This is a genomic window from Variovorax sp. V35 (assembly GCF_041154465.1).
Lineage (GTDB): Bacteria > Pseudomonadota > Gammaproteobacteria > Burkholderiales > Burkholderiaceae_C > Variovorax > Variovorax boronicumulans.
Genome location: NZ_AP028666.1, coordinates 990,872 through 1,017,455 on the forward strand (window position 1 = coordinate 990,872; position 26,584 = coordinate 1,017,455).

The 26,584-nt window shown below is 69.7% G+C and carries 23 protein-coding genes; 15 read left to right on the plus strand and 8 right to left on the minus strand.

Annotation, left to right across the window (positions count from 1 at the left end; all coding sequences use genetic code 11):
- The 12 genes from murF to ACAM42_RS04580 all read left to right on the plus strand — a co-directional run bounded on the left by murF (position 1) and on the right by ACAM42_RS04580 (position 14,492).
- Positions 1-1,440, plus strand: coding sequence for a UDP-N-acetylmuramoyl-tripeptide--D-alanyl-D-alanine ligase (murF, locus tag ACAM42_RS04525; protein WP_369632720.1), 1,440 nt, complete (start codon positions 1-3; stop codon positions 1,438-1,440).
- A 15-nt stretch (positions 1,441-1,455) separates the two neighbouring features.
- Positions 1,456-2,634, plus strand: a complete 1,179-nt coding sequence (gene mraY / locus ACAM42_RS04530; RefSeq protein WP_070060130.1) for a phospho-N-acetylmuramoyl-pentapeptide-transferase — start codon at positions 1,456-1,458, stop codon at positions 2,632-2,634.
- Between the two features lie 10 nt (positions 2,635-2,644).
- On the plus strand, positions 2,645-4,927 hold the full coding sequence (murD, locus tag ACAM42_RS04535; protein WP_369631246.1) for a UDP-N-acetylmuramoyl-L-alanine--D-glutamate ligase: 2,283 nt from the start codon (positions 2,645-2,647) through the stop codon (positions 4,925-4,927).
- Positions 4,924-6,225 (plus strand): putative lipid II flippase FtsW, encoded by a 1,302-nt coding sequence (ftsW, locus tag ACAM42_RS04540; RefSeq protein WP_369631247.1) that lies wholly within the window; start codon positions 4,924-4,926, stop codon positions 6,223-6,225. Before murD ends, ftsW begins: the two co-directional genes overlap by 4 nt.
- Positions 6,222-7,286: an undecaprenyldiphospho-muramoylpentapeptide beta-N-acetylglucosaminyltransferase gene (gene murG, locus ACAM42_RS04545; protein WP_369631248.1), complete on the plus strand. Its 1,065-nt coding sequence runs from the start codon at positions 6,222-6,224 to the stop codon at positions 7,284-7,286. Before ftsW ends, murG begins: the two co-directional genes overlap by 4 nt.
- On the plus strand, positions 7,283-8,746 hold the full coding sequence (murC, locus tag ACAM42_RS04550) for a UDP-N-acetylmuramate--L-alanine ligase (protein WP_369631249.1): 1,464 nt from the start codon (positions 7,283-7,285) through the stop codon (positions 8,744-8,746). The genes murG and murC overlap by 4 nt, the downstream gene beginning before the upstream one ends.
- Positions 8,743-9,714: a D-alanine--D-alanine ligase gene (locus ACAM42_RS04555; RefSeq protein ID WP_062474222.1), complete on the plus strand. Its 972-nt coding sequence runs from the start codon at positions 8,743-8,745 to the stop codon at positions 9,712-9,714. Before murC ends, ACAM42_RS04555 begins: the two co-directional genes overlap by 4 nt.
- 3 nt (positions 9,715-9,717) lie before the next feature.
- Positions 9,718-10,506, plus strand: coding sequence for a cell division protein FtsQ/DivIB (locus tag ACAM42_RS04560; RefSeq protein ID WP_062474220.1), 789 nt, complete (start codon positions 9,718-9,720; stop codon positions 10,504-10,506).
- A gap of 20 nt (positions 10,507-10,526) precedes the next feature.
- Positions 10,527-11,756 (plus strand): cell division protein FtsA, encoded by a 1,230-nt coding sequence (gene ftsA, locus ACAM42_RS04565; protein ID WP_056575685.1) that lies wholly within the window; start codon positions 10,527-10,529, stop codon positions 11,754-11,756.
- A gap of 170 nt (positions 11,757-11,926) precedes the next feature.
- Positions 11,927-13,141, plus strand: coding sequence for a cell division protein FtsZ (ftsZ, locus tag ACAM42_RS04570; protein WP_062474218.1), 1,215 nt, complete (start codon positions 11,927-11,929; stop codon positions 13,139-13,141).
- Between the two features lie 225 nt (positions 13,142-13,366).
- The gene (gene lpxC, locus ACAM42_RS04575; RefSeq protein ID WP_369631250.1) at positions 13,367-14,290 is read left to right on the plus strand and encodes a UDP-3-O-acyl-N-acetylglucosamine deacetylase; all 924 of its coding nucleotides are present in this window, start codon (positions 13,367-13,369) and stop codon (positions 14,288-14,290) included.
- Between the two features lie 25 nt (positions 14,291-14,315).
- Complete coding sequence (locus tag ACAM42_RS04580) at positions 14,316-14,492, plus strand: hypothetical protein (protein WP_167394968.1); 177 nt, start codon at positions 14,316-14,318, stop codon at positions 14,490-14,492.
- 10 nt (positions 14,493-14,502) lie between these two features.
- On the opposite strand, the gene ACAM42_RS04585 is transcribed toward ACAM42_RS04580, so the two are convergent.
- The gene (locus ACAM42_RS04585) at positions 14,503-15,450 is read right to left on the minus strand and encodes a LysR family transcriptional regulator (protein WP_307635884.1); all 948 of its coding nucleotides are present in this window, start codon (positions 15,448-15,450) and stop codon (positions 14,503-14,505) included.
- A 114-nt stretch (positions 15,451-15,564) separates the two neighbouring features.
- Between ACAM42_RS04585 and glyA the strand changes: the two genes are divergently transcribed.
- A complete protein-coding gene (gene glyA, locus ACAM42_RS04590; RefSeq protein ID WP_369631251.1) occupies positions 15,565-16,887 on the plus strand; it encodes a serine hydroxymethyltransferase in 1,323 nt (440 codons plus the stop codon).
- A gap of 4 nt (positions 16,888-16,891) precedes the next feature.
- Here glyA and ruvC read toward each other — a convergent pair whose 3' ends face one another.
- Positions 16,892-17,440 (minus strand): crossover junction endodeoxyribonuclease RuvC, encoded by a 549-nt coding sequence (gene ruvC, locus ACAM42_RS04595; RefSeq protein ID WP_369631252.1) that lies wholly within the window; start codon positions 17,438-17,440, stop codon positions 16,892-16,894.
- Between the two features lie 208 nt (positions 17,441-17,648).
- On the opposite strand from ruvC, the gene ACAM42_RS04600 reads away from it, so the two are divergent.
- The gene (locus ACAM42_RS04600) at positions 17,649-19,673 is read left to right on the plus strand and encodes a hypothetical protein (RefSeq protein ID WP_369631253.1); all 2,025 of its coding nucleotides are present in this window, start codon (positions 17,649-17,651) and stop codon (positions 19,671-19,673) included.
- 16 nt (positions 19,674-19,689) lie between these two features.
- Here ACAM42_RS04600 and ACAM42_RS04605 read toward each other — a convergent pair whose 3' ends face one another.
- On the minus strand, positions 19,690-20,679 hold the full coding sequence (locus ACAM42_RS04605; RefSeq protein ID WP_369631254.1) for a phosphatidate cytidylyltransferase: 990 nt from the start codon (positions 20,677-20,679) through the stop codon (positions 19,690-19,692).
- A 4-nt stretch (positions 20,680-20,683) separates the two neighbouring features.
- Positions 20,684-21,553 (minus strand): lysophospholipid acyltransferase family protein, encoded by an 870-nt coding sequence (locus tag ACAM42_RS04610; RefSeq protein ID WP_369631255.1) that lies wholly within the window; start codon positions 21,551-21,553, stop codon positions 20,684-20,686.
- Positions 21,554-21,562: 9 nt separating this feature from the next.
- Between ACAM42_RS04610 and ACAM42_RS04615 the strand changes: the two genes are divergently transcribed.
- Positions 21,563-22,000, plus strand: a complete 438-nt coding sequence (locus ACAM42_RS04615; RefSeq protein ID WP_062474284.1) for a DUF2809 domain-containing protein — start codon at positions 21,563-21,565, stop codon at positions 21,998-22,000.
- On the opposite strand, the gene mtgA is transcribed toward ACAM42_RS04615, so the two are convergent.
- The 4 genes from mtgA to ACAM42_RS04635 are packed head-to-tail and all read right to left on the minus strand — an operon-like array spanning position 21,945 to position 26,548.
- Complete coding sequence (gene mtgA, locus ACAM42_RS04620) at positions 21,945-22,688, minus strand: monofunctional biosynthetic peptidoglycan transglycosylase (RefSeq protein WP_307583033.1); 744 nt, start codon at positions 22,686-22,688, stop codon at positions 21,945-21,947. The two genes, ACAM42_RS04615 and mtgA, sit on opposite strands and share 56 nt — an antisense overlap.
- Positions 22,685-23,542, minus strand: a complete 858-nt coding sequence (aroE, locus tag ACAM42_RS04625) for a shikimate dehydrogenase (protein WP_369631256.1) — start codon at positions 23,540-23,542, stop codon at positions 22,685-22,687. Before aroE ends, mtgA begins: the two co-directional genes overlap by 4 nt.
- A 35-nt stretch (positions 23,543-23,577) precedes the next feature.
- Positions 23,578-24,429 carry an energy transducer TonB gene (locus ACAM42_RS04630; protein WP_095948186.1) on the minus strand — a complete coding sequence of 284 codons (852 nt, stop codon included), beginning with the start codon at positions 24,427-24,429 and terminating at the stop codon, positions 23,578-23,580.
- Positions 24,430-24,478: 49 nt separating this feature from the next.
- Positions 24,479-26,548, minus strand: coding sequence for a ribonuclease catalytic domain-containing protein (locus ACAM42_RS04635; protein WP_369631257.1), 2,070 nt, complete (start codon positions 26,546-26,548; stop codon positions 24,479-24,481).
- Between the last annotated feature and the right edge of the window lie 36 nt (positions 26,549-26,584).

Consider the following 26,584-nt stretch of genomic DNA (forward strand, 5'->3'; position numbering starts at 1 on the left):
ATGGCCACGCCCGTCTCTACACCGCTTAACCTCACGCTGGCACAGGCGCAGCAGTGGGTGCCGGGGTCGCGCCTCGTGGGCGACCCGGCCACCGTGATCGCGCGCGTCCACACCGACACCCGCACCCTGGCTGCCGGCGACCTGTTCGTTGCGCTCAAGGGTGAGCGTTTCGACGCCAACGACTTCCTGGCCGACGCGAAGAAGCAGGGCGCCGTGGCCGCCATTGCGCACGGCGGCCTTGAAGCCGCGGGGCTTGCCGGCCTCGAGGTGCCCGACTCGCTCCTCGCGCTCGGTGCGCTGGGCGCCGGCTGGCGCGCGCAGTTCAGCCTGCCGCTGATTGCCGTCACCGGCAGCAACGGCAAGACCACGGTCACGCAGATGATCGCGGCCGTGCTCGCCGCCTTCCGCGCCGACCGCGCGCTGGCCACGGCCGGCAACTTCAACAACGAGATCGGCGTGCCGCTCACGCTGCTGCGCCTGCGCGCGCAGCACCAGCTGGCGGTGCTCGAGCTGGGCATGAACCATCCGGGCGAGATCGCGCGGCTGGCCGCCATGTCGCGCCCGACCATCGCGCTGGTCAACAACGCGCAGCGCGAGCACCAGGAGTTCATGGCCAGCGTCGAGGCGGTCGCCATCGAGAACGCCGCCGTGTTCGCCGAACTGCCCGACGACGGCACGGCCGTGTTCCCCTACGGCGACACCTTCACCTCGCTGTGGACCGACCTGGCACGCCAGAGCGGCTCGCGCCGCTGCCTGACCTTCGGCGAGCACGCCGACGCCGACATCTCGCTCGACAGCGCCGAATGGCAGCAGGGCGCCTGGCGCGTGCGCGTGCGCACGCCGCTGGGCGCTTTCGATGCGCGCCTGCACATCGCGGGCCGCCACAACGTGGGCAACGCGCTCGCCGCCACCGCCTGCGCGCTGGCCGCCGGCGTGTCGCTCGACACCATCGCCGCGGGCCTGTCGGCCTTCGAACCGGTCAAGGGCCGTTCGCGCGCCAGTGAGGTCGTGCTGCCCGGCGGGCACGCGCTCACGCTGGTCGACGACAGCTACAACGCCAACCCCGATTCCGTGATTGCCGCCATCGACGTGCTCACCGGCCTGCCCGCGCCGCGCCTGCTGGTGCTCGGCGAAATGGGCGAGGTCGGCGACCGCTCGCCGGAATTCCACGCCGAGGTCGGCGCCTGGGCGCGCCAGCGCGGGCTCGACGCCGTCTACACGCTGGGCGGCGAGACCGTGCATGCGGCGACGGCTTTCAACAACAACGATGGTGTCGATGGACGCCATTTCGACGATTTCGACACGCTCCGCGCGGCCGTGCTCGCCCGCCTGCCGCAGCTGGGCAGCGTGCTGGTCAAGGGGTCGCGCTTCATGAAGATGGAGCGCGTGGTGCAGGCGATCGAAGCACAACAACAAAAGGAGGCCGGTCATGACGCATGAGCCGCGCAACACACCATGCTGATGTCCCTGGCCCAATGGCTGCAGACGCTGTCGCCCGAGTTCGGGTTCTTGCGCGTTTTCAACTACCTCACGTTCCGCGCCCTGATGGCCGCGCTGACCGCGCTCGTGGTCGGCCTGGTGGCCGGCCCGTACGTCATTCGCCGCCTTGCCGCGCTCAAGATCGGCCAGCCGATCCGCGGCTACGGCATGGAAACGCACCTGACCAAGAGCGGCACGCCCACCATGGGCGGCGTGCTGGTGCTGTTCGCCATCGCCTTCGCCACCTTGCTGTGGTTCGACCTCTCGAACCGCTTCGTGTGGATCGTGCTGTGGGTCACGATGGGCTTCGGCGCCATCGGCTGGGTGGACGACTGGCGCAAGGTGGTGCGCAAGGACCCCGAAGGCATGCGCTCGCGCGAAAAGTACTTCTGGCAATCGCTGGTCGGCCTGCTCGCCGGCTTCTACCTGCTGTTCAGCATTTCCGAGAGCTCCAACTGGCGCGTGCTCGAGCTGTTCTACGCCTGGGTGCGCTCGGGCTTCGACCTCGACTTTCCGCCCAAGATCAACCTGCTGGTGCCGTTCTTCAAGGAAGTCAGCTACCCGCTGGGCGGCATCGGCTTCGTGATCCTCACGTACCTCGTGATCGTGGGCGCGAGCAACGCCGTGAACCTCACGGACGGCCTCGATGGCCTGGCGATCATGCCGGTGGTGATGGTGGGCTCGGCGCTGGGCGTGTTCGCCTACGTCACGGGCAGCGCGGTGTACTCCAAGTACCTGCTGTTCCCCAACATCCCGGGTTCGGGCGAGCTGCTGGTGTTCTGTTCGGCCATGGCCGGCGCGGGGCTCGCGTTCCTCTGGTTCAACACCCATCCGGCGCAGGTCTTCATGGGCGACGTGGGCGCGCTGGCGCTCGGCGGCGCGCTGGGCACCATCGCGGTCATCGTGCGCCAGGAGATCGTGTTCTTCATCATGGGCGGCATCTTCGTGGTCGAGGCGATCTCGGTGATGGCGCAGGTCATGTATTTCAAGTACACGAAGAAGCGTTATGGCGAAGGCCGGCGCGTGCTCAAGATGGCGCCGCTGCACCACCACTTCGAGAAGAGCGGCTGGCGCGAGACGCAGGTGGTCGTGCGCTTCTGGATCATCACGATGCTGCTGTGCCTCATCGGCCTGTCGACGCTGAAGCTGCGGTAACAACACAACCATGCGGCACCTGAAAGACCTCCCCGTTCTCATCCTCGGCCTCGGCGCGTCCGGGCTGGCGATGGCGCGCTGGTGCGCGCGCCACGGCGCGGTCGTGACCGTGGCCGACACGCGCGAGGCACCGGTCTCGCTCGCGACGCTGCAGGCCGAACTGCCCGATGCCACCTTCATCGGCGGACCGTTCACGGCCGCGCTGGTCGAAGGCACGCCGATCCGTGCCGTGTACCGCTCGCCGGGCCTGTCGCCCGCGACGCTGGCGCCGGTCGTCGACGCTGCCAAGGCCGTGGGCCTCGTGGTCGGCGGCGAGCTGGACCTGTTCGCGCGCGCGCTGCTCGACCTGCAGACGGTCGAGGTGCCAGTGGTGGAAGCCGAGGCGGAAGTGCCGGTCGAAACCGCCGTGGTCGAGCCTGTCGTTGAAACGCCGGCCCAGGCCGAGCTGGCCCTGAGCGAAGAAGTCCCTGCGGCGGATGCTGCGGTGGTCGAGACGCCGGAAGTGCCTGCGCCGGAGGCTGCTGCGGTTGTCGAAGGCGAGCCCGAAGCGGCCGCGCCCGTTGAAGCTGTTGAGGCGACCGAGGCGGTTGCACCTACGGAGGCCGTGGCCGCTGAGTCGACCGAAGCCGCACTGCCAGTCGATGCGACTGCCGCAGAAGCCGAACCCGCCGCCCCCGTCGAACAGACCGAAGCCGCCGAACCCACACCGCCCGCCATGGCCGAAGCCATGCCGCGCGATGCATCGCTGAGCGTGCCGGTGACGCCGCCCACCGAAGACGTCGTCGCCGAAGGCGCCACGACGGAAGACGCCGCCACGGAAGACGGCGCAGTACCAGCCGCCACCGACACGCCCGCCGTGTCGCCCGCACCCGCCGCCACCGTCTCCCGGCTGCCCACCCCCGGCAAGCCCTACGTGCCCACCGCGGCGCGCGAGGCCGCCGAGTTCGTCGCCAAGATCGCCGAGCTGTCCGCCACCAACCCGGCGTCGGCCGCGGTCGAGGAAGAGGCCACGCCGCAACTCGAACTCGTGCCCGAACCCGAGCCCGAAGCGCCCAAGGGCTACACGCCCGCCGTGCTCGCCATCACCGGCACCAACGGCAAGACCACCGTCACCTCGCTCACCGGCCAGCTGGTCGAACGCGCGGGCAAGACCGTGGCCGTGGCCGGCAACATCGGCCCCACGCTGCTCGACACGCTGGCCGGGCACCTCGACGCCGGCACGCTGCCCGACGTGTGGGTGCTCGAACTCTCGAGCTTCCAGCTCGACGGCGTGCAGGGCTTCGAGCCCACGGCCGCGACCGTGCTCAACCTCACGCAGGACCACCTCGACTGGCATGGCGACATGCCGGCCTACGCGGCCGCGAAGGCGCGCATCTTCGGCGCCAAGGGCCTGATGATCCTGAACCGCGACGACGCCGGCGTGATGGCCATGCTGCCGCCGCCGGTCAAGGTGCGGCTGCAGCGTCCGCAGATCCGCACGCATGTCACCTTCGGCGGCGCGATGCCGCTGCGCCCCGGCGACTACGGCATCGAGCGCATCAACGGCGTGGCCTGGCTGGTGCGCGCGCTGGAAGCCGACGAAACGCAGAAGCGCAAGCGCGGCGCGGTGGTGGAAGAAGAGCTCTTCTTCCAGCGCCTGATGCCCGCCGACGCGCTGCGCATCCGCGGCCGCCACAACGCCATGAACGCCCTGGCCGCGCTCGCGCTCGCCAGTGCCGCCGACTGCCCGCTGGGCCCGATGCTCTACGGCCTGCGCGAGTACCGCGGCGAGCCGCACCGCGTCGAGCCGATCGCCATCGTGGACGAGGTCGAGTTCTTCGACGACAGCAAGGGCACCAACGTCGGCGCCACCGTGGCTGCATTGAGCGGCCTCGGCGAGGAGCGCCGCGTGGTCGTGATCCTCGGCGGCGAAGGCAAGGGCCAGGACTTCGAGCCGCTGGCCGACCCCGTGCGCCAGTACGCGCGCGCCGTCGTGCTCATCGGCCGCGACGCCCCGCTGATCGAGGCCGCGCTGGCTTCCACCGGCGTCTCGCTCAAGCACGCGGGCTCGATGGAAGAGGCCGTGAAGCTCGCCGCCGCGCGCGCCCACCCCGGCGATGCCGTGCTGCTGTCACCGGCCTGTGCGAGCTTCGACATGTTCAAGGATTACGCGCACCGTGCCGAGGTGTTCTGCGAGGCCGTCGAGGCCTATGCCGACAGCCCGCGCGAGGCCGTGGGTGGCGACGACGCGGTGGTGTCGTACGCCCCGCAAGCTTCGCTGTCCACCGCCGGATCGATGGAGGACCCGATTTGAACTCCGCAGCCTCGGGCGCCACGCAGGAAACCCGCACCGGCAGCCGTTTCGGCGGCTGGTTCCGGCGCGCCCGCAGCGGCATGGATTCGCTGCCCGTGCACCTGCCTGTGCGGCTGGGCGGCGCCGGCGTCGCGCAGACCAAGGCCACGCCGATGCGTGTGCTGGGCTTCGACCAGGCGCTGGTCTGGGTCACGGTCGCGCTGATGACCTGGGGCCTGATCATGGTGTATTCGGCCTCCATCGCGCTGCCCGACAACCCGCGCTTCGCACGCGCCGGCTACAGCGCCTCGTACTTCCTCACGCGGCATGCAGCCTCGCTGGTCATCGCCTTCATCGCCGCGCTGCTGACCTTCCAGGTCCCCATGAAGACCTGGGAGCGCGCCGCGCCCTGGCTCTTCGTGGCTTCGCTGCTGCTGCTGGTGGCGGTGCTCATTCCGCACATCGGCATCAACGTGAACGGCGCGCGCCGCTGGCTGCCGATGGGCTTCATGCGCTTCCAGCCGTCGGAGCTGGCCAAGTTCGCGATGGTGCTCTATGCCGCCAGCTACATGGTGCGCAAGATGGAGATCAAGGAGCGGTTCTTCCGCGCCGTGCTGCCGATGGGCATCGCGGTGGTGGTGGTCGGCATGCTGGTGATGGCCGAGCCCGACATGGGCGCCTTCATGGTGATCGCCGTGATCGCCATGGGCATCCTGTTTTTGGGCGGCGTGAACGCGCGCATGTTCTTCGTGATCGCGACGCTGGTGGTGGTGGCCTTCGGCTCCATCGTGGCGAGCAGCCCGTGGCGCCGCGAGCGCATCTTTGCGTACCTCGATCCGTGGAGCGAAGAGCACGCGCTGGGCAAGGGCTACCAGCTGTCGCACTCGTTGATCGCCATCGGGCGCGGCGAGGTCTTCGGCGTGGGCCTGGGCGGCAGCGTCGAGAAGCTGCACTGGCTGCCCGAGGCGCACACCGACTTCCTGCTGGCCGTGATCGGCGAAGAGTTCGGCCTCATCGGCGTGCTGCTGATCATCGGCCTGTTCCTGTGGCTCACGCGCCGCATCATGCACATCGGCCGCCAGGCGATCGCGCTGGACCGCGTGTTCTCGGGCCTCGTGGCCCAGGGCGTGGGCGTGTGGATCGGCTTCCAGGCCTTCATCAACATGGGCGTGAACCTGGGTGCACTGCCGACCAAGGGCCTGACCTTGCCGCTGATGAGCTTCGGCGGCTCGGCGATTTTGATGAACCTCGTGGCGCTCGCTGTCGTGCTGCGCATCGACTACGAGAACCGCGTGCTGATGCGGGGAGGTCGCGTATGACCGGCCGTACCGCACTCGTCATGGCAGGCGGCACGGGCGGCCACATCTTCCCGGGCTTGGCCGTGGCCGAGGCCTTGCGCGAGCGCGGCTGGCGCGTGCACTGGCTGGGCGCGCCCGGCAGCATGGAAGAAAAGCTCGTGCCCCCGCGCGGCTTCGCCTTCGAGCCCGTGCAGTTCGGCGGGGTGCGCGGCAAGGGTCCGCTCACGCTGTTCCTGTTGCCGCTGAAGCTGCTGCGCGCCTTCTGGCAGAGCCTGGCCGTGGTGCGCCGCGTGAAGCCCGACGTGCTGGTGGGCCTGGGCGGCTACATCACCTTCCCGGGCGGGATGATGGGCGTGCTGATGGGCAAGCCGCTGGTGCTGCACGAACAGAACTCGGTCGCCGGCCTCGCCAACAAGGTGCTGGCGGGCGTGGCCGACCGCGTGTTCACGGCCTTCCCGAACGTGCTGAAGAAGGCGCAGTGGGTGGGCAATCCGCTGCGCGCGGCGTTCACGTCGCAGCCCGATCCGGCCACGCGCTTCGCGGGCCGCACGGGGCCGCTCAAATTGCTGGTGGTCGGCGGCAGCCTGGGCGCGCGTGCGCTCAACGCCGTCGTGCCGCAGGCGCTGGCGCGCATCGCGCCCGCCGAACGCCCGCAGGTGCTGCACCAGAGCGGCGCCAAGCAGATCGACGAGCTGCGCGCCAACTATGCGGCGGCCGGCGTCAAGGGCGAACTCACGCCCTTCATCGACGACACCGCGCAGGCGTACGCCGAGGCCGACCTCATCGTCGCGCGCGCCGGCGCCAGCACCGTCACCGAAATCGCGGCCGTCGGCGCAGCAGCGCTGTTCGTGCCTTTCCCCTCGGCGGTCGACGACCACCAGACCACCAACGCGCGCTTCCTCGTGGACGCGGGCGGCGGCTGGCTGGTGCAACAGACCGACCTCACCCCTGAATTGCTGGCTGATTTGCTACAGAAAACCGAACGCGCGACCTTGATCGACCGGGCCACCAAGGCCAAGACCCTGCAGAAGACCGAAGCAGTGGACGCGGTTGTCCGCGCCTGCGAGGAGCTTGCGAAATGAAGCACGCGATCCGTCACATCCACTTCGTCGGCGTCGGCGGCTCCGGCATGAGCGGCATCGCCGAGGTGCTGCTGAACCTGGGCTACCGGATCACCGGCTCCGACCTGTCCGACAGCGCCACGCTGCGCCGTCTCGCGGGCCTGGGCATCGGCACCTTCGTGGGCCATGCCGCCGCGCACATCGACGGCGCGGACGCGGTCGTCACCTCCACCGCCGTGCAGTCGGACAACCCCGAGGTGCTGGCCGCGCGCGAAAAGCGCATTCCGGTCGTGCCGCGCGCGCTGATGCTCGCCGAGCTGATGCGCCTGAAGCAGGGCATCGCCATTGCCGGCACGCACGGCAAGACCACCACCACCAGCCTGGCCGCCAGCGTGCTCGAGGCCGCCGGGCTCGACCCGACCTTCGTGATCGGCGGGCGCCTGAACAGCGCCGGCGCCAACGCGCAGCTGGGCAGCGGCGACTACATCGTGGTCGAGGCCGACGAGTCGGACGCCTCGTTCCTGAACCTGCTGCCCGTGATGGCGGTGGTCACGAACATCGACGCCGACCACATGGAGACCTACGGGCACGACTTCGCGAAGCTGAAGAAGGCCTTTGTCGATTTCCTGCACCGCATGCCGTTCTACGGCGTGGCCATTCTGTGCACCGACGATCCGGCGGTGCGCGAGATCGTGGCCGACGTGACCTGCCCGGTCACCAGCTACGGCTTCGGCGAGGACGCCCAGGTGCGCGCCATCGACGTGCGCGCCGTCGGCGGCCAGATGCATTTCACCGCGCAGCGCCGCAACGGCGTGACGCTGCCCGACCTGCCCATCGTGCTGAACCTGCCGGGCGAGCACAACGTGCGCAACGCGCTGTCGGTGATCGCCATGGCGGTCGAGCTCGGCATTGCCGACGAAGCGGTGCAGCGCGGCCTCGCCGGCTTCAAGGGCGTGGGCCGCCGCTTCCAGAGCTATGGCGACGTGGCCGTGCCGAGCGACACGGCCGGCGGGCGCTTCACCGTCATCGACGACTACGGCCACCACCCGGTCGAGATGGCGGCCACCATCGCGGCCGCGCGCGGCGCCTTCCCGGGGCGCCGGCTGGTGCTGGCCTTCCAGCCGCACCGCTACACCCGCACGCGCGACTGCTTCGAGGACTTCGTGAAGGTCATCGGCACGGCCGACTCGGTGCTGCTGGGCGAGGTCTATGCCGCGGGCGAAGCGCCCATCGTGGCCGCCGACGGCCGCACGCTGGCGCGCGCGCTGCGCGTGGCCGGCAAGGTCGAGCCGGTGTTCGTGGACGACATCGTCGCCATGCCGCAGGCGATCCTGGACAACGCCCGCGCGGGCGACGTGGTGCTGTGCATGGGCGCGGGCTCCATCGGCGCGGTGCCGGGCAAGGTGGTCGAACTCGGCACGCCGCCCGCACCCTCATCAACAACTTCAGAGCGCACTGCGCGCAAGGGGAGGGCCTCGTGAGCCTTCAGGATCCACAACTTTTCGGCAAGGTCGCCGTGCTGTTCGGCGGCAGTTCCGCCGAACGCGAGGTGTCTCTGATGTCCGGCGCCGGCGTGCTGCAGGCCCTGCGTTCGCGCGGCGTCGACGCGCATGCCTTCGACCCGTCGGAGCGTGAGCTGACCGACCTGAAGCGCGAAGGCTTCGCGCGCTGCTTCGTCGCGCTGCATGGCCGCCATGGCGAAGACGGCACCGTGCAGGGCGCGCTCGAGCTGCTCGGCATTCCCTACACCGGCTCGGGCGTGATGGCCTCGAGCGTGGCCATGGACAAGGTCATGACCAAGCGCATCTGGCAGGCCGACGGCCTGCCCACGCCCAAGTACGTGCGCCTGGCCTTCGACCAGCAAAGCCGCGAGCAGATCATGGTGGTGCCCGACGTGCTCGGCCTGCCGCTGATCGTGAAGCCGCCGCGCGAGGGCTCGTCCATCGGCGTGACCAAGGTCGAGGGCTACTCGCAGATGCAGGACGCCGTCGCGCTGTCGGCGAAGTTCGACGCCGACGTGCTGTGCGAAGAGTTCATCGACGGCGAGGAAGTCACCTGCGCCGTGCTCGGCCAGGGCCTGGATGCGCGCGCGCTGCCGGTGGTGCGCATCGCCGCGCCCGAAGGCGCCTACGACTACCAGAACAAGTACTTCACCGACGACGTGAAGTACCAGTGCCCGAGCGGCCTGCCCGAAGCCGAGGAACGCGAGATCCAGCGCATCACGCTGGCCGCGTACCACACGCTCGGCTGCCGCGGCTGGGGCCGCGCCGACGTGATGATCCGCGCCAGCGACCGCAAGCCCTTCCTGCTCGAGATGAACACCTCGCCCGGCATGACCAGCCATTCGCTGGTGCCGATGTCGGCGCGCGCGGCGGGCATTCCCTACGAAGAGCTGTGCGTGCGCGTGCTCGCGTCCGCATCGCTGGATGCCAAGGGAGGCGCGAACTAAGCCATGGCCGACAGCATCCCCGCTCCCTTCGACGTCAAGCTGATGAACATCGTCGCGAACGTTGCGTTCGTGCTGGTGGCGCTCATGCTGCTGGCGGCGAGCGCGTGGTGGGTGCTGCGCCAGCCTTTCTTCCCGATCTCGGGCATCAAGGTGGACGGCGAGGTCACGCACAACAACGCGGTCACGCTGCGCGCCAACGTGGCGCCGCAGCTCAAGGGCAACTTCTTCACCATCGACCTGGCGCGTGCGCGCACCGCCTTCGAGACGGTGCCGTGGGTGCGCAGCGCGGTGGTGCGGCGCGAGTTTCCGAACAAGCTGCGCGTGACGCTGACCGAGCAGGTGCCGGTGGCGGTGTGGGGCGACGAGGCCGGCTCCAAGCTGATCAACGGCTTTGGCGACGTGTTCGAGGCCAACGTGGCCGAGGTCGACGCCGACCTGCCGCGCCTGGACGGCCCGATCGAGCAGGCCGGGCAGGTGCTGGGCATGTACCGCGTGCTCGCGCCGATGTTCGAGCCCTACGACTTCGACATCGCCGAGCTGCGGCTGTCCAGCCGCGGCAGCTGGAAGGTGCTGCTGGACAGCGGGGCCGAGATCGAGCTCGGCCGCGGCCAGAGCGACGAGGTGTCGGCGCGCCTGCAGCGGTTCCTGAAGACCGTGACGCAGGTCGCGGGCCAGTACCGCCGCACGGTGGCCGACGTCGAACGCGCCGATCTGCGCCACAACGACGCGTATGCCCTGCGGCTGCGCGGCGTCACCACGGTCTCGCCCGAGGCCCCAAGAAAAATCAAGTAGCGAATACCGAGGACATCTACATGCCCAAAGAATACAAAGACCTGGTCGTAGGCCTGGACATCGGAACCGCCAAGGTGATGGTGGTCGTGGCCGAGGTGCTGCAAGGCGGCGAGCTCAAGCTGGCCGGCCTGGGCATCGCGCCCAGCAACGGCCTCAAGCGCGGCGTCGTGGTGAACATCGACGCCACTGTGCAGAGCATCCAGCAGGCGCTGAAAGAAGCCGAGCTGATGGCCGACTGCAAGATCAGCCGCGTCTACACCGGCATCACCGGCAGCCACATCCGCGGCATCAATTCGAGCGGCATGGTGGCGGTGAAGGACAAGGAAGTCACGCCCGCCGACGTGGCCCGCGTGGTCGAGACGGCGCGCGCCATCAACATCTCGAGCGACCAGCGCCTGTTGCTGGTGGAGCCGCAGGAGTTCGTGATCGACGGCCAGGACGTGAAGGAGCCGATCGGCATGAGCGGCATGCGCCTGGAGGCCAAGGTGCACATCGTGACCGGCGCGCAGAGCGCGGCCGAGAACATCATCAAGTGCGTGCGCCGCTGCGGCCTGGAGGTCGACCAGCTGATGCTGAACCCGCTGGCCTCGAGCCAGGCGGTGCTGACCGAAGACGAGCGCGAACTGGGCGTGGTGCTGGTCGACATCGGCGCGGGCACCACCGACGTGGCGATCTTCACCAACGGCGCGATCCGCCACACGGCCGTGATCCCGATCGCGGGCGACCTCATCACGAGCGACATCGCGATGGCCCTGCGCACGCCCACCAAGGACGCGGAGGACATCAAGGTCGAGCACGGCTATGCCAAGCAACTGCTGGCCGACCCTGAATCGCAGGTCGAAGTCCCCGGCCTTGGCGATCGCGGCCCGCGCATGTTGAGCAAGCAGGCGCTTGCCGGCGTGATCGAGCCGCGCATCGAAGAAATCTTCTCGCTGGTGCAGCAGGTGGTGCGCGAGTCGGGCTACGAGGAAGTGCTGTCGTCGGGCGTGGTGCTCACGGGCGGCAGCGCCGTCATGCCCGGCATGGTCGAGCTGGGCGAAGACATCTTCCTCAAGCCTGTGCGCCGCGGCATTCCGAAGTACTCGAGCGCGCTCTCGGACATGGTGGCGCAGCCGCGCGCGGCCACCGTGATGGGCCTGCTCGAGGAAGCACGTTTTGCACGCATGCGTGGCTTCAAGGTCGCACAGAAGAACGGGTCCGTAAAGACTGCGTTCGGACGTTTCAAGGACTTCATCGTGGGGAACTTCTGACCATGAACCACTCCCCACTCTGGCTCGCACGCGCGGGCCCTCCGCTGCATTTCAACGAGCGATGGCGACGCACCGGTCCACCATCGCGACGGCGATCCCGTTGATCACGTCACGGCAAAAGAAATATTCATAGACACATAACGGCAACTGCAATATTCAAGGAGTTAGAAATGACCATCGAAATGATCGAAGTCGAAGAATTCAACCAGGGCACGCAGATCAAGGTGATCGGTGTCGGCGGCGGCGGTGGCAATGCGGTCGCCCACATGATGGAGCGTGGTGTGCAAGGCGTGCAGTTCGTTTGCGCCAACACCGATGCGCAAGCCCTGCAACGCAGCAACGCGCACAAGAACATCCAGCTGGGCATCAGCGGCCTGGGCGCCGGCAGCAAGCCCGAGAAGGGCCGTGACGCGGCCGAAGCCGCGGTGGACGACATCCGCGCCGCCATCGACGGCGCGCACATGCTGTTCATCACGGCCGGCATGGGCGGCGGCACCGGCACCGGCGCGGCACCCGTGATCGCGCGCGTGGCCAAGGAAATGGGCATCCTGACGGTGGGCGTGGTGACCAAGCCCTTCGACTGGGAAGGCGGCCGTCGCATGACCAACGCCGACGCCGGCCTGGCCGAACTCGAAGCCAACGTCGACTCGCTGATCGTGGTGCTCAACGAGAAGCTGCTGGACGTGCTCGGTGAAGACATCACCCAGGACGAAGCCTTCGCGCACGCCAACGACGTGCTGAAGAACGCCGTGGGCGGCATCTCGGAAATCATCAACGAGTACGGCGGCGTGAACGTCGACTTCGAAGACGTGCGCACCGTGATGGGCGAGCCCGGCAAGGCCATGATGGGCACCGCTGCTGCAGCAGGTCCGGACCGCGCGCGCATCGCCGCCGAACAGGCCGTGGCCTGCCCGCTGCTCGAAGGCATCGACCTCTCGGGCGCGAAGGGTGTGCTGGTGCTGGTGACGGCATCGAAGGGTTCGCTGAAGCTGAACGAGTCGAAGCTCGCGATGAACACCATCCGCGCCTACGCCTCGCCGGACGCGCACGTGATCTACGGCGCCGCCTACGACGAAAGCCTGGGCGACCAGATGCGCGTCACGGTGGTGGCCACGGGTCTGTCGCGCGCCGACGCACGCCGCCAGGCCCCGACGCTCGAAGTGATCCGCACCGGCACCGACAACATCCCGTTCACCGTGCCGACGCTCGGCGGCGTGGGCCACGCGGGTGGTGGTTCGGGCAGCCAGCCCAACTACGACGGCATGGCCGTGCCCAGCGTGTGGCGCACCAACCGCACGATGGCCGCCGCCAAGGTCGACGCGCTGTCGTCGGGTGGCATGGACGACTTTGAGATCCCGGCTTTCCTGCGCCGTCAGGCAGACTGACCGCAGGCCACCGAACGCAGAGGGCACGAGGGTTCGCAAGGGGACGGGGAAGACCTGAAAGGGACTGCCCCCCGGCTCTAGGCGCTGCGTCCACCTCGTGCCCCTTGCGTCCATCGCCGGGGGCCCCCGGCTTTTTGTTTTTTCTTATCTGACCGGTCCATGTCTATCGCGGCCATAGCGAAGGGAATAGGGCGTCACGGTCGCCGCCCGCCTAAAATCTCGGGCGTGCTGCAACAACGAACCCTCAAGTCGATCAGCCGCGCCGTGGGCGTGGGGCTTCACAGCGGCCAACGCGTGGAGCTGACCCTGCGACCGGCCCCCGCCGACACGGGCATCGTGTTCCGTCGCGTCGACCTGCCCGAGCCGGTCGAGATCCGCATGACCGCCGAAGCGGTCACCGACACGCGCCTGGCGTCTACCGTCTCCACGGGCGGCGCCAAGGTGCAGACCGTCGAACACATCATGTCCGCCTGCGCGGGCCTGGGCATCGACAACCTCTACATCGACATCACGGCCGACGAAGTGCCGATCCTCGACGGGTCGGCCTCGTCCTTCGTGTTCCTGCTGCAAAGCGCGGGCATCGAGCTGCAGAAGGCGCCGCGCCGCTTCATCCGCGTGCTGCGCAAGGTCGAGGTGCGCGAAGGCGAGGGCGCCAACGAGAAGTGGGCAAGCCTGGAGCCGTACCACGGCTTCAAGCTGAGCTTCGAGATCGACTTCGACCACCGCGTCGTCAACTCCACCGGCCAGCGCGTGGAGTTCGACCTGGGCACCGACTCGTACAGCCGCGACATCGCACGCGCACGCACCTTCGGCTTCACGAAGGACGTCGAATACATGCGCACCAGGGGCCTCGCGCTCGGCGGTGGCCTCGATAACGCCGTGGTCATGGACGACACCAAGGTGCTCAATGCCGGCGGCCTGCGCTACGACGACGAGTTCGTGAAGCACAAGATCCTCGACGCCATGGGCGACCTGTACATCATCGGCAAGCCGCTGCTGGCCGCGTACACCGCGTTCCGCTCGGGCCATGCGCTCAACAACAAGCTGCTGCGCGAGCTGCTCTCGCACAGCGACGCCTACGAGGTCGTGACCTTCGAGGACGAGAAGCGCGCACCGCGCGGCTTCGGCGAAGTGGCGCGGGCCTGGTAAGCCCGGCGCACGCCTTTTCTTTCCGATGCTTCTCTTTCGCTGGGCCATCCTGCTGCTTCTGCTGGTGGCGGGCGTGTCCTTCGCGTTCTATGCGGGCACGGGGCAGGTCAAGTACCGCCGCTTCGGCTGGATCGTGTTCAAGTGGACGGTGCTGGCGGCGCTGGGCTTCTTCGCCGTGCTCATCGCTGAACGCGTCGCGTAGCGCGAGCCGTTCAATCGACCAGGGCCTGCAGCGCCTGCACCTGCTGCGCAAGCAGCGGCCCCTTGCGGTGCGCGGGCACCAGCAGCATCAACGTGTCTCCCAGCGCCTTCGGCCGCCCCCAGGGCGCGTGCAGCCGGCCTTTCTCGAGCAGCGGCGCCACCAGCCGCTCGCGACCCATCAGCACCCCTTCGCCATCGAGCGCGGCCTGCAGCGCGAGGCTGTAGAGTGAGAAATCGGGGCCCGCGGCCAGCGCATCGGCCTCGGCTGGCGTGGTGCCGGGGCGCACGGCTTGCAGCCAGCGCGACCAGTCGTCGCGCCACACCGTGTCGTGCAGGCCGCCGCAGCGCGCGAGCACATCGAGGAGGTCGTCGAGCGGGCGCGGGCGTGCGCTCTCCAGCGACGCGCGCACGCGCGGGCTGCACACGGGCACGAGGCGGTCGCGCGCGAGCGGGATGCCCGTCGCGCCGACGGCGGCTTCGGCGCCGCGCGCATAGAACAGCCCGAGATCGAAAGGCTCGCGCCGGAAGTTCGGCGGCTGCTCCAGCGCCGTCACCGACACCTGCACGCCGGGCAGCGCGGCCTTCAGCCGCGAGAGCCGCGGCGACAGCCACAGCTGCGCCATCGCCGGCAGGGCCGCCACCTGCAGCGTGCTGCGGCGCGCGGCGGTCTGCGTTTCCTGGCGCAGCGCCTGCACCGCGAGGCCGAGCTGGTCGACCGCCGCACTGAGCGCAGGCAGCGCGCGCCGGCCGTGCGCGCTGAGCCGGATGCCCTGGCTGTGCCGCTCGAACAGCGCACCGCCGGCCCAGGTCTCGAGCGCCTTGATCTGCTGCGCGACGGCGGCGGGCGTCACGAACAGTTCCTCGGCCGCCCGCGCGAAGCTGCCGTGGCGCGCCGCGGCCTCGAAGGCGCGCACGGCCGTGTGCGGCGGCAGGCGAGGGCGGGGTGGAGCAAGGGACATGGTGGGGAGGCCAAGTTTTTCTAGGGCTCGGGCCCAGTTTATCCGTGTTGCCCGTTGGGATACGGGGCGCGACCATGCGGTCATTCCCTTCCACCACTCCCAGCGAGACACCGCATGCCCGCAGCCCTTCACCGCCGTTCCTGGGTTCCCGCCGCCAGCGAGGACCACGTGCTCGCCATTGCCGCCGACGCCGCCGCGCGCGACGCGGCGGGCGTGGCCGCCGAGATCGAGCGCCTCGTGGCCGACAGCCACCGCATCCACGACATCGACGGGCTGAACCTCAACCCCGCCACCAACGTGATGAACCCCGCCGCCGAGGCGCTGCTGTCACGTGGGCTGGGTTCGCGCCCGTCGCTGGGCTACCCGGGCGACAAGTACGAGATGGGGCTGGAAGCCATCGAGCGCATCGAGGTCGTCGCTGCCGAGCTGGCGGCCGAGGTGTTCGGTGCGCGCTTCGCCGAGGTGCGCGTGAGCTCGGGCGCGCTGTCGAACCTGTACGTGTTCATGGCGACCTGCCAGCCCGGCGACACGATCATCGCGCCGCCGCCCGCCATCGGCGGCCACGTGACGCACCATGCGGCGGGCGCGGCCGGGCTCTACGGCCTGAAGACCGTGCCGGCGCCGGTCGATGCCGACGGCTACTCGGTCGACGTGGTGGCGCTGGCCAAGCTCGCGCGCGAGGTGAAGCCCAAGCTCATCACCATCGGCGGCAGCCTGAACCTGTTCCCGCACCCGGTGCCTGCGATCCGCGAGGTGGCCGACAGCGTGGGCGCCAAGGTGCTGTTCGATGCCGCGCACCTCTCGGGCATGGTGGCCGGCAAGGCCTGGCCGCAGCCGCTCGAAGACGGCGCGCACGTGATCACCATGAGCACCTACAAGAGCCTGGGCGGCCCGGCCGGCGGTCTGATCGTGTCGAACGACGCGGCGCTGATGGAGCGCATCGATGCCATCGCCTACCCCGGCCTCACGGCCAACTCGGACGCGGGCCGCACCGCGGCGCTGGCGCGCGGCCTGCTCGACTGGAAGGTGCACGGCACGGCCTATGCGGCGGCGATGCGCGACACCGCGCAGGCGCTGGCGCGTGCGCTCGATGCGCAAGGCCTGCCGGTGTTCGCCAAGGCACGCGGCTTCACGCAGTCGCACCAGTTCGCGCTCGAGGCCGCGCGCTGGGGCGGCGGGCAGCGTGCGGCGAAGCAGCTGGCTCAGGGCGGGCTGCTGGCCTGCGGCATCGGCCTGCCGATCGCGCCGGTCGACGGCGACATCAACGGCCTGCGCCTGGGCGTGCCCGAGATCGTGCGGTTGGGCTTCACGCCCGAGGACATGCCGCAGCTGGCCGGCTGGATCGCGCGGGCGCTGGCTGGCGACGCGGTGTCGGTGGCCGCCGAGGTGCGCGAGCGCCGCCGGCGCCTGGGCGACCTGCGCTACATCGTGCGCTGAAGCCTCAGCGCGAACGCCCTTGCCGGTAGGTGCCGGCGTGGGTCTTCGACAGCTCGGCCGCCTCCGCGAGCCGCGCCATCGAACGGCCGACCTGCGCGTGCGTGATCGCGATGCCCAGCGCGTCCGCCGCGTCGGCGCCCGGCAGGCCGGGCAGGTCGAGCAGGCGCTTGACCATCTCCTGCACCTGCGCCTTGGCGGCCTGGCCGTGGCCGGCCACGGCCTTCTTCATCTGCAGCGCCGTGTACTCGGCCACCGACAGGTTGTGGCTCACCAGCGCCGTCACGCAGGCGCCGCGCGCCTGGCCCAGCAGCAGCGTCGACTGCGGGTTGACGTTGACGAAGATGATTTCGACCGCCGACGCCTCGGGCTGGTAGCGCGCCGTGATCTCGCCGATGCCGTCGAACAGCACCTTCAGGCGCGCCGGCAGGTTTCCGCTGCCCAGGTGCCGGGTGCTGATGGTGCCGCTGGCCACGTAGCGCAGCGCATGGCCGTCCGCATCGATCACGCCGAAGCCGGTGGTCTGCAAACCGGGGTCGATGCCGAGGATCCGCATGAAAAGGAAGCGTAAAGGCCTAAGCCTGGGTGAGGAAGGTTGAAGAAGGTGCGAATTCGCGCGCGATGCGTGGGGGATCGCGGGCAGAATCCGCCGTTCTTGCATTCCGCCCCGCTCCGCGCGGGGCGCGCCACACAAGGAAGCGAAGGTGAATGTAGTCGAGTCCTCCGCGCAGCAGCAACCGAAGCCATTGAACGACGCCCCGGTCTTGCCCGCGCACTTGCAGCAACTTCCCGCCGAACGTGCCGCCGCGAGCTTTCGCCAGGCGGAGCTGCTGAGCGACCTCGGCCGCCGCCGCGAGGCGATCGCCGCCTGCAGCCGGCTGATCGCCGAATTCGGTGCGCTGCCCGACGCCGGCGTGGTCGTGCCCTGTTGCCAGGCGCTGCGGCTGCTCGCGCACGTGCTGCGCCAGCTGCACCGCCCGGCCGACGCGCTGGCCACGCTCGACCGCCTGGTGGCCGCGCACGGCGGGCGCAGCGAGCCCGAGATCCGCGCGCACATCGCCCACGCGCTGTACCAGCGCACCTGGCTCATCGACGATGCGGCGGTGCGCTGTGAGGCCTGTGACTTCATGAGCGAGCAGCTCGATGCGCAGGCCGACGCCGCGCTCGATGCGTGGCGGCTCGACGCGCGCCTGCTGAAGGCCGAGATCGAACACCACCGCGGCCTGCCGCAGGACGCATTGGCCACGCTCGAAGCGGCCATCGAACGATTCGAGGGCGCCGCCGATGCCGGCGTGGTCCTGCGCGTGGCGCGGGCCCGGCTGGCCGCGGTGCTCAACCTGCGCGAACTGGCGCAGCACACGCAGGCGCAGGTGCTGTGCCTGCAGGTGGCCGACCAGATCGAGACCGGCCTGGCCGAGGCCGCGCCCGAGTTGCGGCTGGAGGGCGTGCGCGCGCTGGCCCTGTTCTTCGACGGCCTCGGGCTCGACGAGGTCGCGCGCCGCGCCGAGCTGGTCGGCTGGCTGCTCGACCGCTACGGCCACGACGCCTCCGCGCAGGTGCGCCGCCTCGCGGCCGTGCGCGCCCACGAGTGGGCCGTGGGGCTGCGGGACCAGGGCGACGGCGAGGCCGCGCTGGCTGCCTGCGAGCGCCTGCTCGGCACCTTCGCGCGTGACAGCGACGCCGTGGTGCAGCGCACCGTGGCCACCACCTTGCTGCACAAGGGCTTCGTGCTGCTCGACCTGCTGGGCCGGCCCGAGGCGGCGCTTGCGGTGTACGAGCCGCTCGTCGCGGCCTCGCGCGACGGCACCACGCCTGAACTGCGCGAGCTGCGCGTGAAGGCGACGGCTGGGCGCGAGGCCTGCCTGAAGCGCCTTCGCAAGACCGGTGGTCTCGACGCCGGCGAGCTGCCGGCCGAGCTCTTCGATGCGGCGTGCGACACCGTCCGCGAAGGCCGCAAGCTCGGCGACGCGGGCGCATCGCGCGAGGCCATCGCGCTGTTCGACGAGGTGCTCGCGGCGCATGCCGCCTCGCCGCACCCGCTGATGCGCCGTCAGTGCGCGCGCGCCTTGTCGCACAAGACCTTCTGCCTGCTGGCGCTGGAGCACTTCGCCGAGGTCGTCGAGGCGGCCGACGCGATGGACGCGCGCTACGGCGCCGATGCCTCCACCGAGATGCAGTCGCAGGTGGCGCTGTGCCTGCAATACAAGAGCACCGCGCTCGACCGCCTCGCGCGGCCCGCGGACGAGATGCGCGTGCACGACGAGATCGTTGCGCGCTGGGGCAACTCCGAGCTGCCCGACCTGCGCGCGCGCGTGGCCGGCGCCCTGTTCCGCAAGGGCGCCGTGCTGCGTCGCGCGGGCCGCTTCGCCGAGGCCGTGGCCAGCTACGACGAGGTGATTGCGCGCACGGCGATGGCGCGGGACAGCGCGCTGCAGCTGTGGGCCGCCAAGTCGATGATCAACAAGGCCAAGGCCTTCGACAAGATGGACGACCTGCCGGGCCAGGCCAAGGCCTACCGCGTGCTCATCGCGCGCTTCGGCGAGTCGGGCGACGCGGCCTTGCGCGAGCGTGTGGCCAATGCCTGCGAATGGCTGGCCGAGGCCGAAGGGCGACAGGGGCGGGTGGCGGCGCAGCGCGAGGCGCTGGAGCTGGCGCTCGGACGTTTCGGCACCGCGCTGTCGGCCGAGCAGCGCACGCGGCTCAAGCGCGAGCTGCAGGCACTGAAGACGAAGGCCCTGGGGCGGCGCGCGAAGCAGGCCTTCGACCGGGTGGTGCTGCGCAAGGCCTGATCGCCCGCCGCGTGCTTCAGGCGTTGAAGTACCAGCGGATCGAATGGAAGAAGATCGGCGCCGCGAAGCACAGCGCGTCGACGCGGTCGAGCAGGCCGTTGGCGCCGGTCACGCCCACGCCTTTCTGGCCCCAGTTCGGAATGCCGCGGTCGCGCTTGAGCGCCTTCATCACGAGGTGGCCCATCGAGCCCGCGACGCAGGCAATGATCGACACCGCGAGCGCCTGCCCGAACTTGAACGGCGTGATGAACGAGAACAGCGCGCCCACCAGGCTGGCCACGACGATGCCGACGCCCCAGCTGGTCCAGTTGAAGCTGCGGCTCACGTTCGGCGCAAAGGGCGTGCGCTGCATGCGCCGCGAGATCAGGTGCTGCACCAGCACCGAGGTCTGCACCACGAACACCAGGAAGAACACGAGGAACGCGCTCTTGCCTTCGTAGCCGGGGAAGGTCAGCAGCAGCAGCGCGGGCACGTGGCTCATGCCGTAGACGCAGACCATGATGCCCCACTGCAGCTTGGCGTTGCGCTCGAGGAAATGGCTCGGGTCGTTCGCCAGCGCGCTCGCCACCGGAATGGCGAGGAACACGTAGACCGGGATGAACACCGTGAACAGGTCGAAGCGCGCGGTGGCCACCAGCCAGAACTGGATCGGCAGCACCACGAAGAACGCGAGGATCAGGCTGCGGTGGTCGCCGCGCCGCGTCGGCGAGAGCGTGATGAACTCGCGCAGCGCAAAGAACGCGATCAGCGCGAACAGCACGGTGGCCACCGTTTCGCCCAGCGCCCAGCCGATCCAGAACACGATCACCATGAACCAGGTGGTGCCCAGCAGCGCGCGGAAATGCGCCAGCTCGGCCTGCCACGACTCGTCGTGCACCGGGTTGCGCCGCTCCTTGAAGCTCAGGAAGAAGACGGCGGTGCTCACGATGAAGAGCAGGCCGAAGACGATCAGGAAAAGGGCCGCGACCTGCTGGGTCGGGCTGAGGCTGCGCAGGAACTGGTTCATACCTTCAGACGTCGCGCAAGGCGATCACCGCGGCGCGGGCACGGTCGAGGAAAGGGCGGCGCTCCTCGCCGTCCTCGACGCGGATCGGCGCGCCGAAGGTGACGGAGCACAGGATGGGCACGGGCACGATCTCGCCCTTGGGCATCACGCGCTGCACGTTGTCGATCCAGGCCGGCACGAGCACCACGTCGGGGAACATCGTCGCCAGGGCGTACAGGCCTGACTTGAATTTCTGCGGCTCGCCGGTGTGGCCCCGCGTGCCTTCGGGAAAGATGATGATCGAGTCGCCGCTGCGCAGGGCGTCGATGAGCGGGGCGAGCGGATCGGCGGCGGGAGGCTCGGGTGCGGCGGCGGGCGCTTCGGGCTCGATGACGGGCGGCGGTGCGACCGGTGGTGGAGGCGGCGGGGGCGCGGGAAGGTCGAGCTGTCCCTGAATCTCCTGCGGGCCTTCGGCAACTGGTGCGTGAGACACAGTTTCGATCGGCAGCAGCGGCTCCATCGACGGCTCGATGCGCTCGGCCGGGGCGATGGGCGCCGCGGGTGGCGGTGCCTGAGGCGGTGCTTCCGGCGGCGGGGCAACCGGTGCAGCCCCCGTGGCCGCCCGCTCCACATACACCGCGTTGAACACCTCGGTCGTGATCCAGCGCTTGACCGGCGTGTTGGCCCAGTAGTCGCGCGCCGCGATCGGCCGCGTGATGCTGCGCAGCTCCTCGGGCAGCGCGGCCCAGATCATCACGAGGTCCGCGTGGCTCTGGTGATTCGCGAAGTAGATGCGCTGCTCGGCCTTCGGTGGACAGCCGTACCAGCGCGCCTGCGCGCCGGTGAGCAATCGGACGATTCCCAGCAGCAACCAACCTGTGAGCTTTGCCAGCATATGGAGGCGATGATACGGGCCATGCGATGGCGATTCGATCTTCTTTCCCTGGCGTGGGCGGTGGCCCTCTTTGTGTTGCTCGTGCTGCTGGCCACCGTCGGCGCGCGCTGGGGCTGGGTGCGAAGCTTCTTCGGTGACGTGCTGGCCGTGGCGTGGGTGTACGTGGTGTTCAAGACCTTCGTCGCCGCGCGCGTGCTGCCGCTCGCGCTGGCGGCCTTCGGCGTGGGGCTGCTGGTGGAACTGGGGCAGTTCCTTGCGTCGACGTGGCACCTGCACATTCCGAACCGCGCGCTGCGCATCGTGCTCGGCGCCACCGCCGACTGGTGGGACGTGCTGGCCTACGCGATCGGCTTCGTCGCCGTGCTGGCGGTGGAAGGCGCGGTGCGCAAGTTCAGGGCAGGTCGACCGCCGGCATCCGCGCCACGATCGTCGATGCCCGTCCGTTGATGTACGAGGAGTTGGGCCGCCGCTCGAAGAACTTCGGGCTCGGCAGCATCACGGCCAGGCGCGCGGCCTCGTATGAAGTCAAGCGTGCGGCCGGCTTCCTGAAGTAGTACTGCGCGGCGGCCTCGGCGCCGAACACGCCTTCGCCCCATTCGACGTTGTTCAGGTAGATCTCGAGGATGCGCCGCTTGTCGAGCAGCACCTCGAGCAGCGTGGCGAGCACCAGCTCCTGCCCCTTGCGCAGCATGGTTCGCTCGCCCGACAGCAGCAGGTTCTTCGCGAGTTGCTGCGTGATGGTGGAGCCGCCGCGCAGCGGGGCCGGCTGCACCGGCTTGCCGCGCGCCGCCGCGCGCGCCATGCGCTTGGCGGCCAGCTGTTCGGCGCGGGCGTTGCGCTGGCGCGCACGCTCGATGGCTTCCCACTCGACGCCGTTGTGGTCGACGAAGCCGGCGTCTTCACTCGCGATCACGGCGCGCTTGAGGGTGTCGTTGATCTGCGTGTAGGGCACCCAGTCCTGGCGCCATCCGCCGTCGCGGCCCTGCGAGAGGGCAACGCGCCAGGCCTCGGAGCGCTGGAAGGCCGTGCTCTGCGGATCGATCACCGCCATGGCCGCGATGCGCACCACGAAGAACAGTTCGAGCGCCAGGCCCGCCACCACGAGGCAGGCGATCAGGCGCAGCAGGCCCTTCATGCGCCGGCGGCGAGCGAGGCGCGCAGCTCGGCCAGCACCTGGGCCGACGGCGGGCGCACGCCGCGCCAGAATTCGAAGGCTTCGGCGGCCTGTTCCACCAGCATGCCGAGGCCGTCGCGTGCGACCGCGCCGTGCGCTTCGGCCCAGGCCATGAAGCCTGCGGCGGCGGGGCCGTACATCATGTCGACGGCCAGCGCGCCGGGACGCAGCACTTGCGCGCGCACGGGCACCGCGTCGCCCGCGAGGCTGGAGGCGGTGGCGTTGACCACCACGTCGAAGTCGCCCGGCACGTCGTCGAGCGCCCAGGCCTCGAGCGTCGCGCCGTGGCGCAGCGCGAGCGCCGCGTGGCGCTGCACCAGCGCGATGGCCTTGTCGAGCGTGCGGTTGGCCACCACGACGTGCGCGGCGCCCGCGTCGAGCAGCGGCCCGAGCACGCCCGCCGCCGCGCCGCCGGCGCCGATCAGCAGCAGCGACCGGCCCGCCAGCGGCACGCCGGCGTTGCGCACGATGTCGTTGACCAGGCCGATGCCGTCGGTGTTGTCGGCGTGGATGCTGCCGTCGGCTTCGAAGCGCAGCGTGTTCACCGCCTGCGCCAGCGTGGCGCGCTCGCTGGTGTGCTGCGCGAGCGCGGCGGCGTCGAACTTGAAGGGCACGGTGACGTTGCAGCCGCGTGCGGTGTCGCCCTGCGCGGCCGCTTCACTGCGGAAGGCGGCGAGGCCTTCGGCAAACGCGCCGATCGGCACCAGGCGCCGGCCGTAGGCCATGGGCTGGCCGCAGAGTTCGGCAAAGCGCGCGTGGATGCGGGGCGAGCGGCTGTGCTCGACGGGGTTGCCCATGACGCAGTACTGATCCATGGCCGATGCTCCGTGTTCTGCTGGGGGTGCTGTTGCTATTGGGACGACAGCTCGATGGTCTCGTCGCGCGTGAACTTGAAGCGCGACTGCAGCACGATCTGGTCGGTCTGCTTGCGCATCGCGTCGGTGAAGTTGCCGAAGTTGCCGACGCTGCGCACGATGGCCTGGGCACGGCGGTCGAGCGTGGTGTTGCCCGAGCTTTCGTCGACCACGGTGTCGAGCACGCGCCCGTCGTGGTTGATGGTGACGGTCATCTTGAGTTCGCCGTAGAGCTTCTTGCCGGCCGCGGTCGGGAAGTTCTCGGTACCCTTGACCTCGATACGGCGGCGCAGCGTGTCGACGTACAGCGCGTAGGCGGCCTCGCGCGTGGCGGGGCTCAGGTAGCGCTTCTTGGGGCGCGCGTTTTCCTCGTTCACGCGGCGCTCGATCTCGGCGAGCAGCGCGACCATCTGGCGGCGTTTTTCCTCGCGCGCGGCGGCCTCGGTCGGGTCGCCGGCCTGGCGCGGATCGGGCACGGGCATGGCGGCCAGTTCGCGCTTGAGCTGCGCCAGCATCTGCATCTGCTGGGCCTGCATGGCCTCGACCTGGCGGCGCGATTCCTCGAACGAGTCGCCCATGGTGGTGAAGCTCGACGGTGGCAGCGGGCTGGTGGCGCGACCCTTGTCGAGGTCGCCGCCGCCCGCGAGCGTGGTCTGCGCCATCACGCGGGCCGCGGGGTCGGGCTTGTCGTTGGTCTTGCTGTTGACCAGGATCACCTCGAGCGGGGTTTCGCTGAAGACCCGGTTGAACGATTCGGGATCGACGAAGCGCACCGCGAGCAACGCGGCATGCGCGATGACCGACACGCCCAGAGCGATCTGCAGCGTGCTGAGGTCCTTGAGATTCATTCTCGAAACTCCTCCAGGGGTCGCGTGTCTCCGGTCGTTCGACCGGGGGTCATGCAGGCGTGGTCGTCGCCGGGTCGGGTGCGGCCTCGGTGTCGCTCAGGTCGACCGCGATGGCGATCGGGCCGGCGACTTCTTCTTCGTCGTCCTCGCCGCCGTCAGCGGTTGCGGCATCGGCCTGCGGCACGTCGAAGCGTTCGAGCACGGTGCCGCTCACGTCGAGCGCGATCTCGTCGATCTCGCCGAGCTTCACGCGCACGCGCGCGCCGCGCTCCTGCTGGCCGGCCACCGGGAACACCAGCGGCAGCGTGTCGGCACGCACCAGCGCGCCGTTGGGAATGTCCTTGATGACTGTGGCCTCGAGCTCGGTGATGCCCTGCTGCTGCAGGTACTTCAGCGTCCAGAAGCGCTCCATGCCGCCCTGGTAGGCGTTGTACGTGGCGTAGGCCGCGTCGAAGCCCGAGAGGATGGAGAACAGGTCGGCGTCCTTCGGCTTGAAGGGCGCGGCCAGCGCGGCGGTCTTGCCGTGGCGCGCGGCCGCGATGATCTGCCACTGGTTCACGAGGTCGGTGTAGCGGCGCAGCGGCGAGGTGCTCCAGGCGTAGCTCTTCACGCCCAGGCCCGCGTGCGGCAGCGCGCGCGTGCCCATACGCACCTTGATGCCGGGCGCCAGGCTGGCCTGGCTGCGGTACAGGCCCGGCACGCCGAGCTCGCCGAGCCAGCCGCCCCAGCTGCTGTTGGCCAGGATCATGGCCTCGGACACGATCAGGTCGAGCGGCGCGCCGCGCTGGCGCGTGCTGATCTGCACCTGCTCGTTGCCGGTGGGCTCCGCGCCGTCGTTGCCGACGAGGCGGAAGTTGTAGTCGGGCCGGCTGAAGTTCTCGGGCTTGCCGCGCACCACTTCGCGCTGCGCCTTCAGGTGCTTGGCCAGGCGGAACAGGAAGGAGAGCGGCGCGCGCAGCTTCGCGGCGGCGTCGGGGGTGTTGTCGGAGTTGAAGGTGGCGTCTTCGAGCCAGGGCTGCGTGACGACGGCGTCGAGCTGGTCGTGGCGCAGGTTGGCGACGATCGGCACGCGCTCGAGCTTGGTCTCGGTGCCCTGCAGCTCGAGCGTGGCTTCGTCGAAGCGCGCATAGAGCGACACGGCCGGGCGGTCGCCGCCTTCGAGCAGCGTGTAGGTGTCGACCACCTCGTCGGGCAGCATGGTGATTTTGTAGCCCGGCATGTACACGGTGGACATGCGCGCACGCGCCACGGCGTCGATGGCGCTGCCCGGCGTGAGCGCCAGGCCCGGCGCGGCGATGTGGATGCCGACCGTGATGGTGCCGCTGTCCATGCCCTGCACGGACAGCGCGTCGTCGATTTCGGTGGTCTGCGAGTCGTCGATCGAGAAGGCCCGCACGCCCTCGGCCAGCGGCAGGTCGTCGGCGACGGCCGGCGCCGCGAGCGCGGGAAAGCCCGTGCCCTTGGGGAAGTTCTCGAACAGGAAGCGCCGCCAGTGGAACTGGTAGGGCGAATCGATGGCGCCGGCACGCTCCAGCAGGTCGAGCGGCGGGCGCTGCGTGGCGCGCGCGGCGTCGACCACGGCCTTGTACTCGGGCGCGTTCTTGTCGGGCTTGAACAGGATCTTGTAGAGCTGCTCGCGGATTGGCGGCGGGCAAACGCCCTCGGCCAGCTGGCCCGCCCATTCGACGATCTGCGCCTGAATGGCCTTCTTCTTCTCGATGGCGGCCAGCGCCTGCTGCACGATCTCGGCCGGCGCCTTCTTGAAGCGCCCCTTGCCCGCGCGGCGGAAGTAGTGCGGCGCCTCGAACAGCGCGAACAGCGCGGCGGCCTGCTGCGCCAGCGAGGGCTTGTCGCTGAAATAGTCGGCCGCCAGGTCGGCAAAGCCGAACTCGCCTTCGGCTGCGAATTCCCAGGCGAGGTCGAGGTCCATGGCGGCGGCGAGCGTGCGCGCCTCGGCCATCAGCTCGGCCGGGGATGGTTTCTCGAAACGCAGAACGATGTTGGCGCCCTTGACCTTGACGCGCTTGCCGGTCTCGAGCTCGACCTGTGCCGAGGCTTCGGCTTCCGACAGGATGCGGCCGCCGAGGTATTTGCCGGCTTCTTCAAACAATACAAACATCCGGCGATTCTCCCACGCGGGATCGGGCGCGCTTCC

Bases quoted from the DNA above. Each gene is read 5' to 3' on its own strand.
- murF (WP_369632720.1), top strand. From the start codon at position 1: ATGGCCACGCCCGTCTCTACACCGCTTAACCTCACGCTGGCACAGGCG.
- mraY (WP_070060130.1), top strand. From the start codon at position 1,456: ATGCTGATGTCCCTGGCCCAATGGCTGCAGACGCTGTCGCCCGAGTTC.
- murD (WP_369631246.1), top strand. From the start codon at position 2,645: ATGCGGCACCTGAAAGACCTCCCCGTTCTCATCCTCGGCCTCGGCGCG.
- murG (WP_369631248.1), top strand. From the start codon at position 6,222: ATGACCGGCCGTACCGCACTCGTCATGGCAGGCGGCACGGGCGGCCAC.
- murC (WP_369631249.1), top strand. From the start codon at position 7,283: ATGAAGCACGCGATCCGTCACATCCACTTCGTCGGCGTCGGCGGCTCC.
- ACAM42_RS04560 (WP_062474220.1), top strand. From the start codon at position 9,718: ATGGCCGACAGCATCCCCGCTCCCTTCGACGTCAAGCTGATGAACATC.
- ftsA (WP_056575685.1), top strand. From the start codon at position 10,527: ATGCCCAAAGAATACAAAGACCTGGTCGTAGGCCTGGACATCGGAACC.
- ftsZ (WP_062474218.1), top strand. From the start codon at position 11,927: ATGACCATCGAAATGATCGAAGTCGAAGAATTCAACCAGGGCACGCAG.
- ACAM42_RS04580 (WP_167394968.1), top strand. From the start codon at position 14,316: ATGCTTCTCTTTCGCTGGGCCATCCTGCTGCTTCTGCTGGTGGCGGGC.
- ACAM42_RS04585 (WP_307635884.1), bottom strand. From the start codon at position 15,450: ATGTCCCTTGCTCCACCCCGCCCTCGCCTGCCGCCGCACACGGCCGTG.
- glyA (WP_369631251.1), top strand. From the start codon at position 15,565: ATGCCCGCAGCCCTTCACCGCCGTTCCTGGGTTCCCGCCGCCAGCGAG.
- ruvC (WP_369631252.1), bottom strand. From the start codon at position 17,440: ATGCGGATCCTCGGCATCGACCCCGGTTTGCAGACCACCGGCTTCGGC.
- ACAM42_RS04605 (WP_369631254.1), bottom strand. From the start codon at position 20,679: ATGAACCAGTTCCTGCGCAGCCTCAGCCCGACCCAGCAGGTCGCGGCC.
- ACAM42_RS04610 (WP_369631255.1), bottom strand. From the start codon at position 21,553: ATGCTGGCAAAGCTCACAGGTTGGTTGCTGCTGGGAATCGTCCGATTG.
- ACAM42_RS04615 (WP_062474284.1), top strand. From the start codon at position 21,563: ATGATACGGGCCATGCGATGGCGATTCGATCTTCTTTCCCTGGCGTGG.
- mtgA (WP_307583033.1), bottom strand. From the start codon at position 22,688: ATGAAGGGCCTGCTGCGCCTGATCGCCTGCCTCGTGGTGGCGGGCCTG.
- aroE (WP_369631256.1), bottom strand. From the start codon at position 23,542: ATGGATCAGTACTGCGTCATGGGCAACCCCGTCGAGCACAGCCGCTCG.
- ACAM42_RS04630 (WP_095948186.1), bottom strand. From the start codon at position 24,429: ATGAATCTCAAGGACCTCAGCACGCTGCAGATCGCTCTGGGCGTGTCG.
- ACAM42_RS04635 (WP_369631257.1), bottom strand. From the start codon at position 26,548: ATGTTTGTATTGTTTGAAGAAGCCGGCAAATACCTCGGCGGCCGCATC.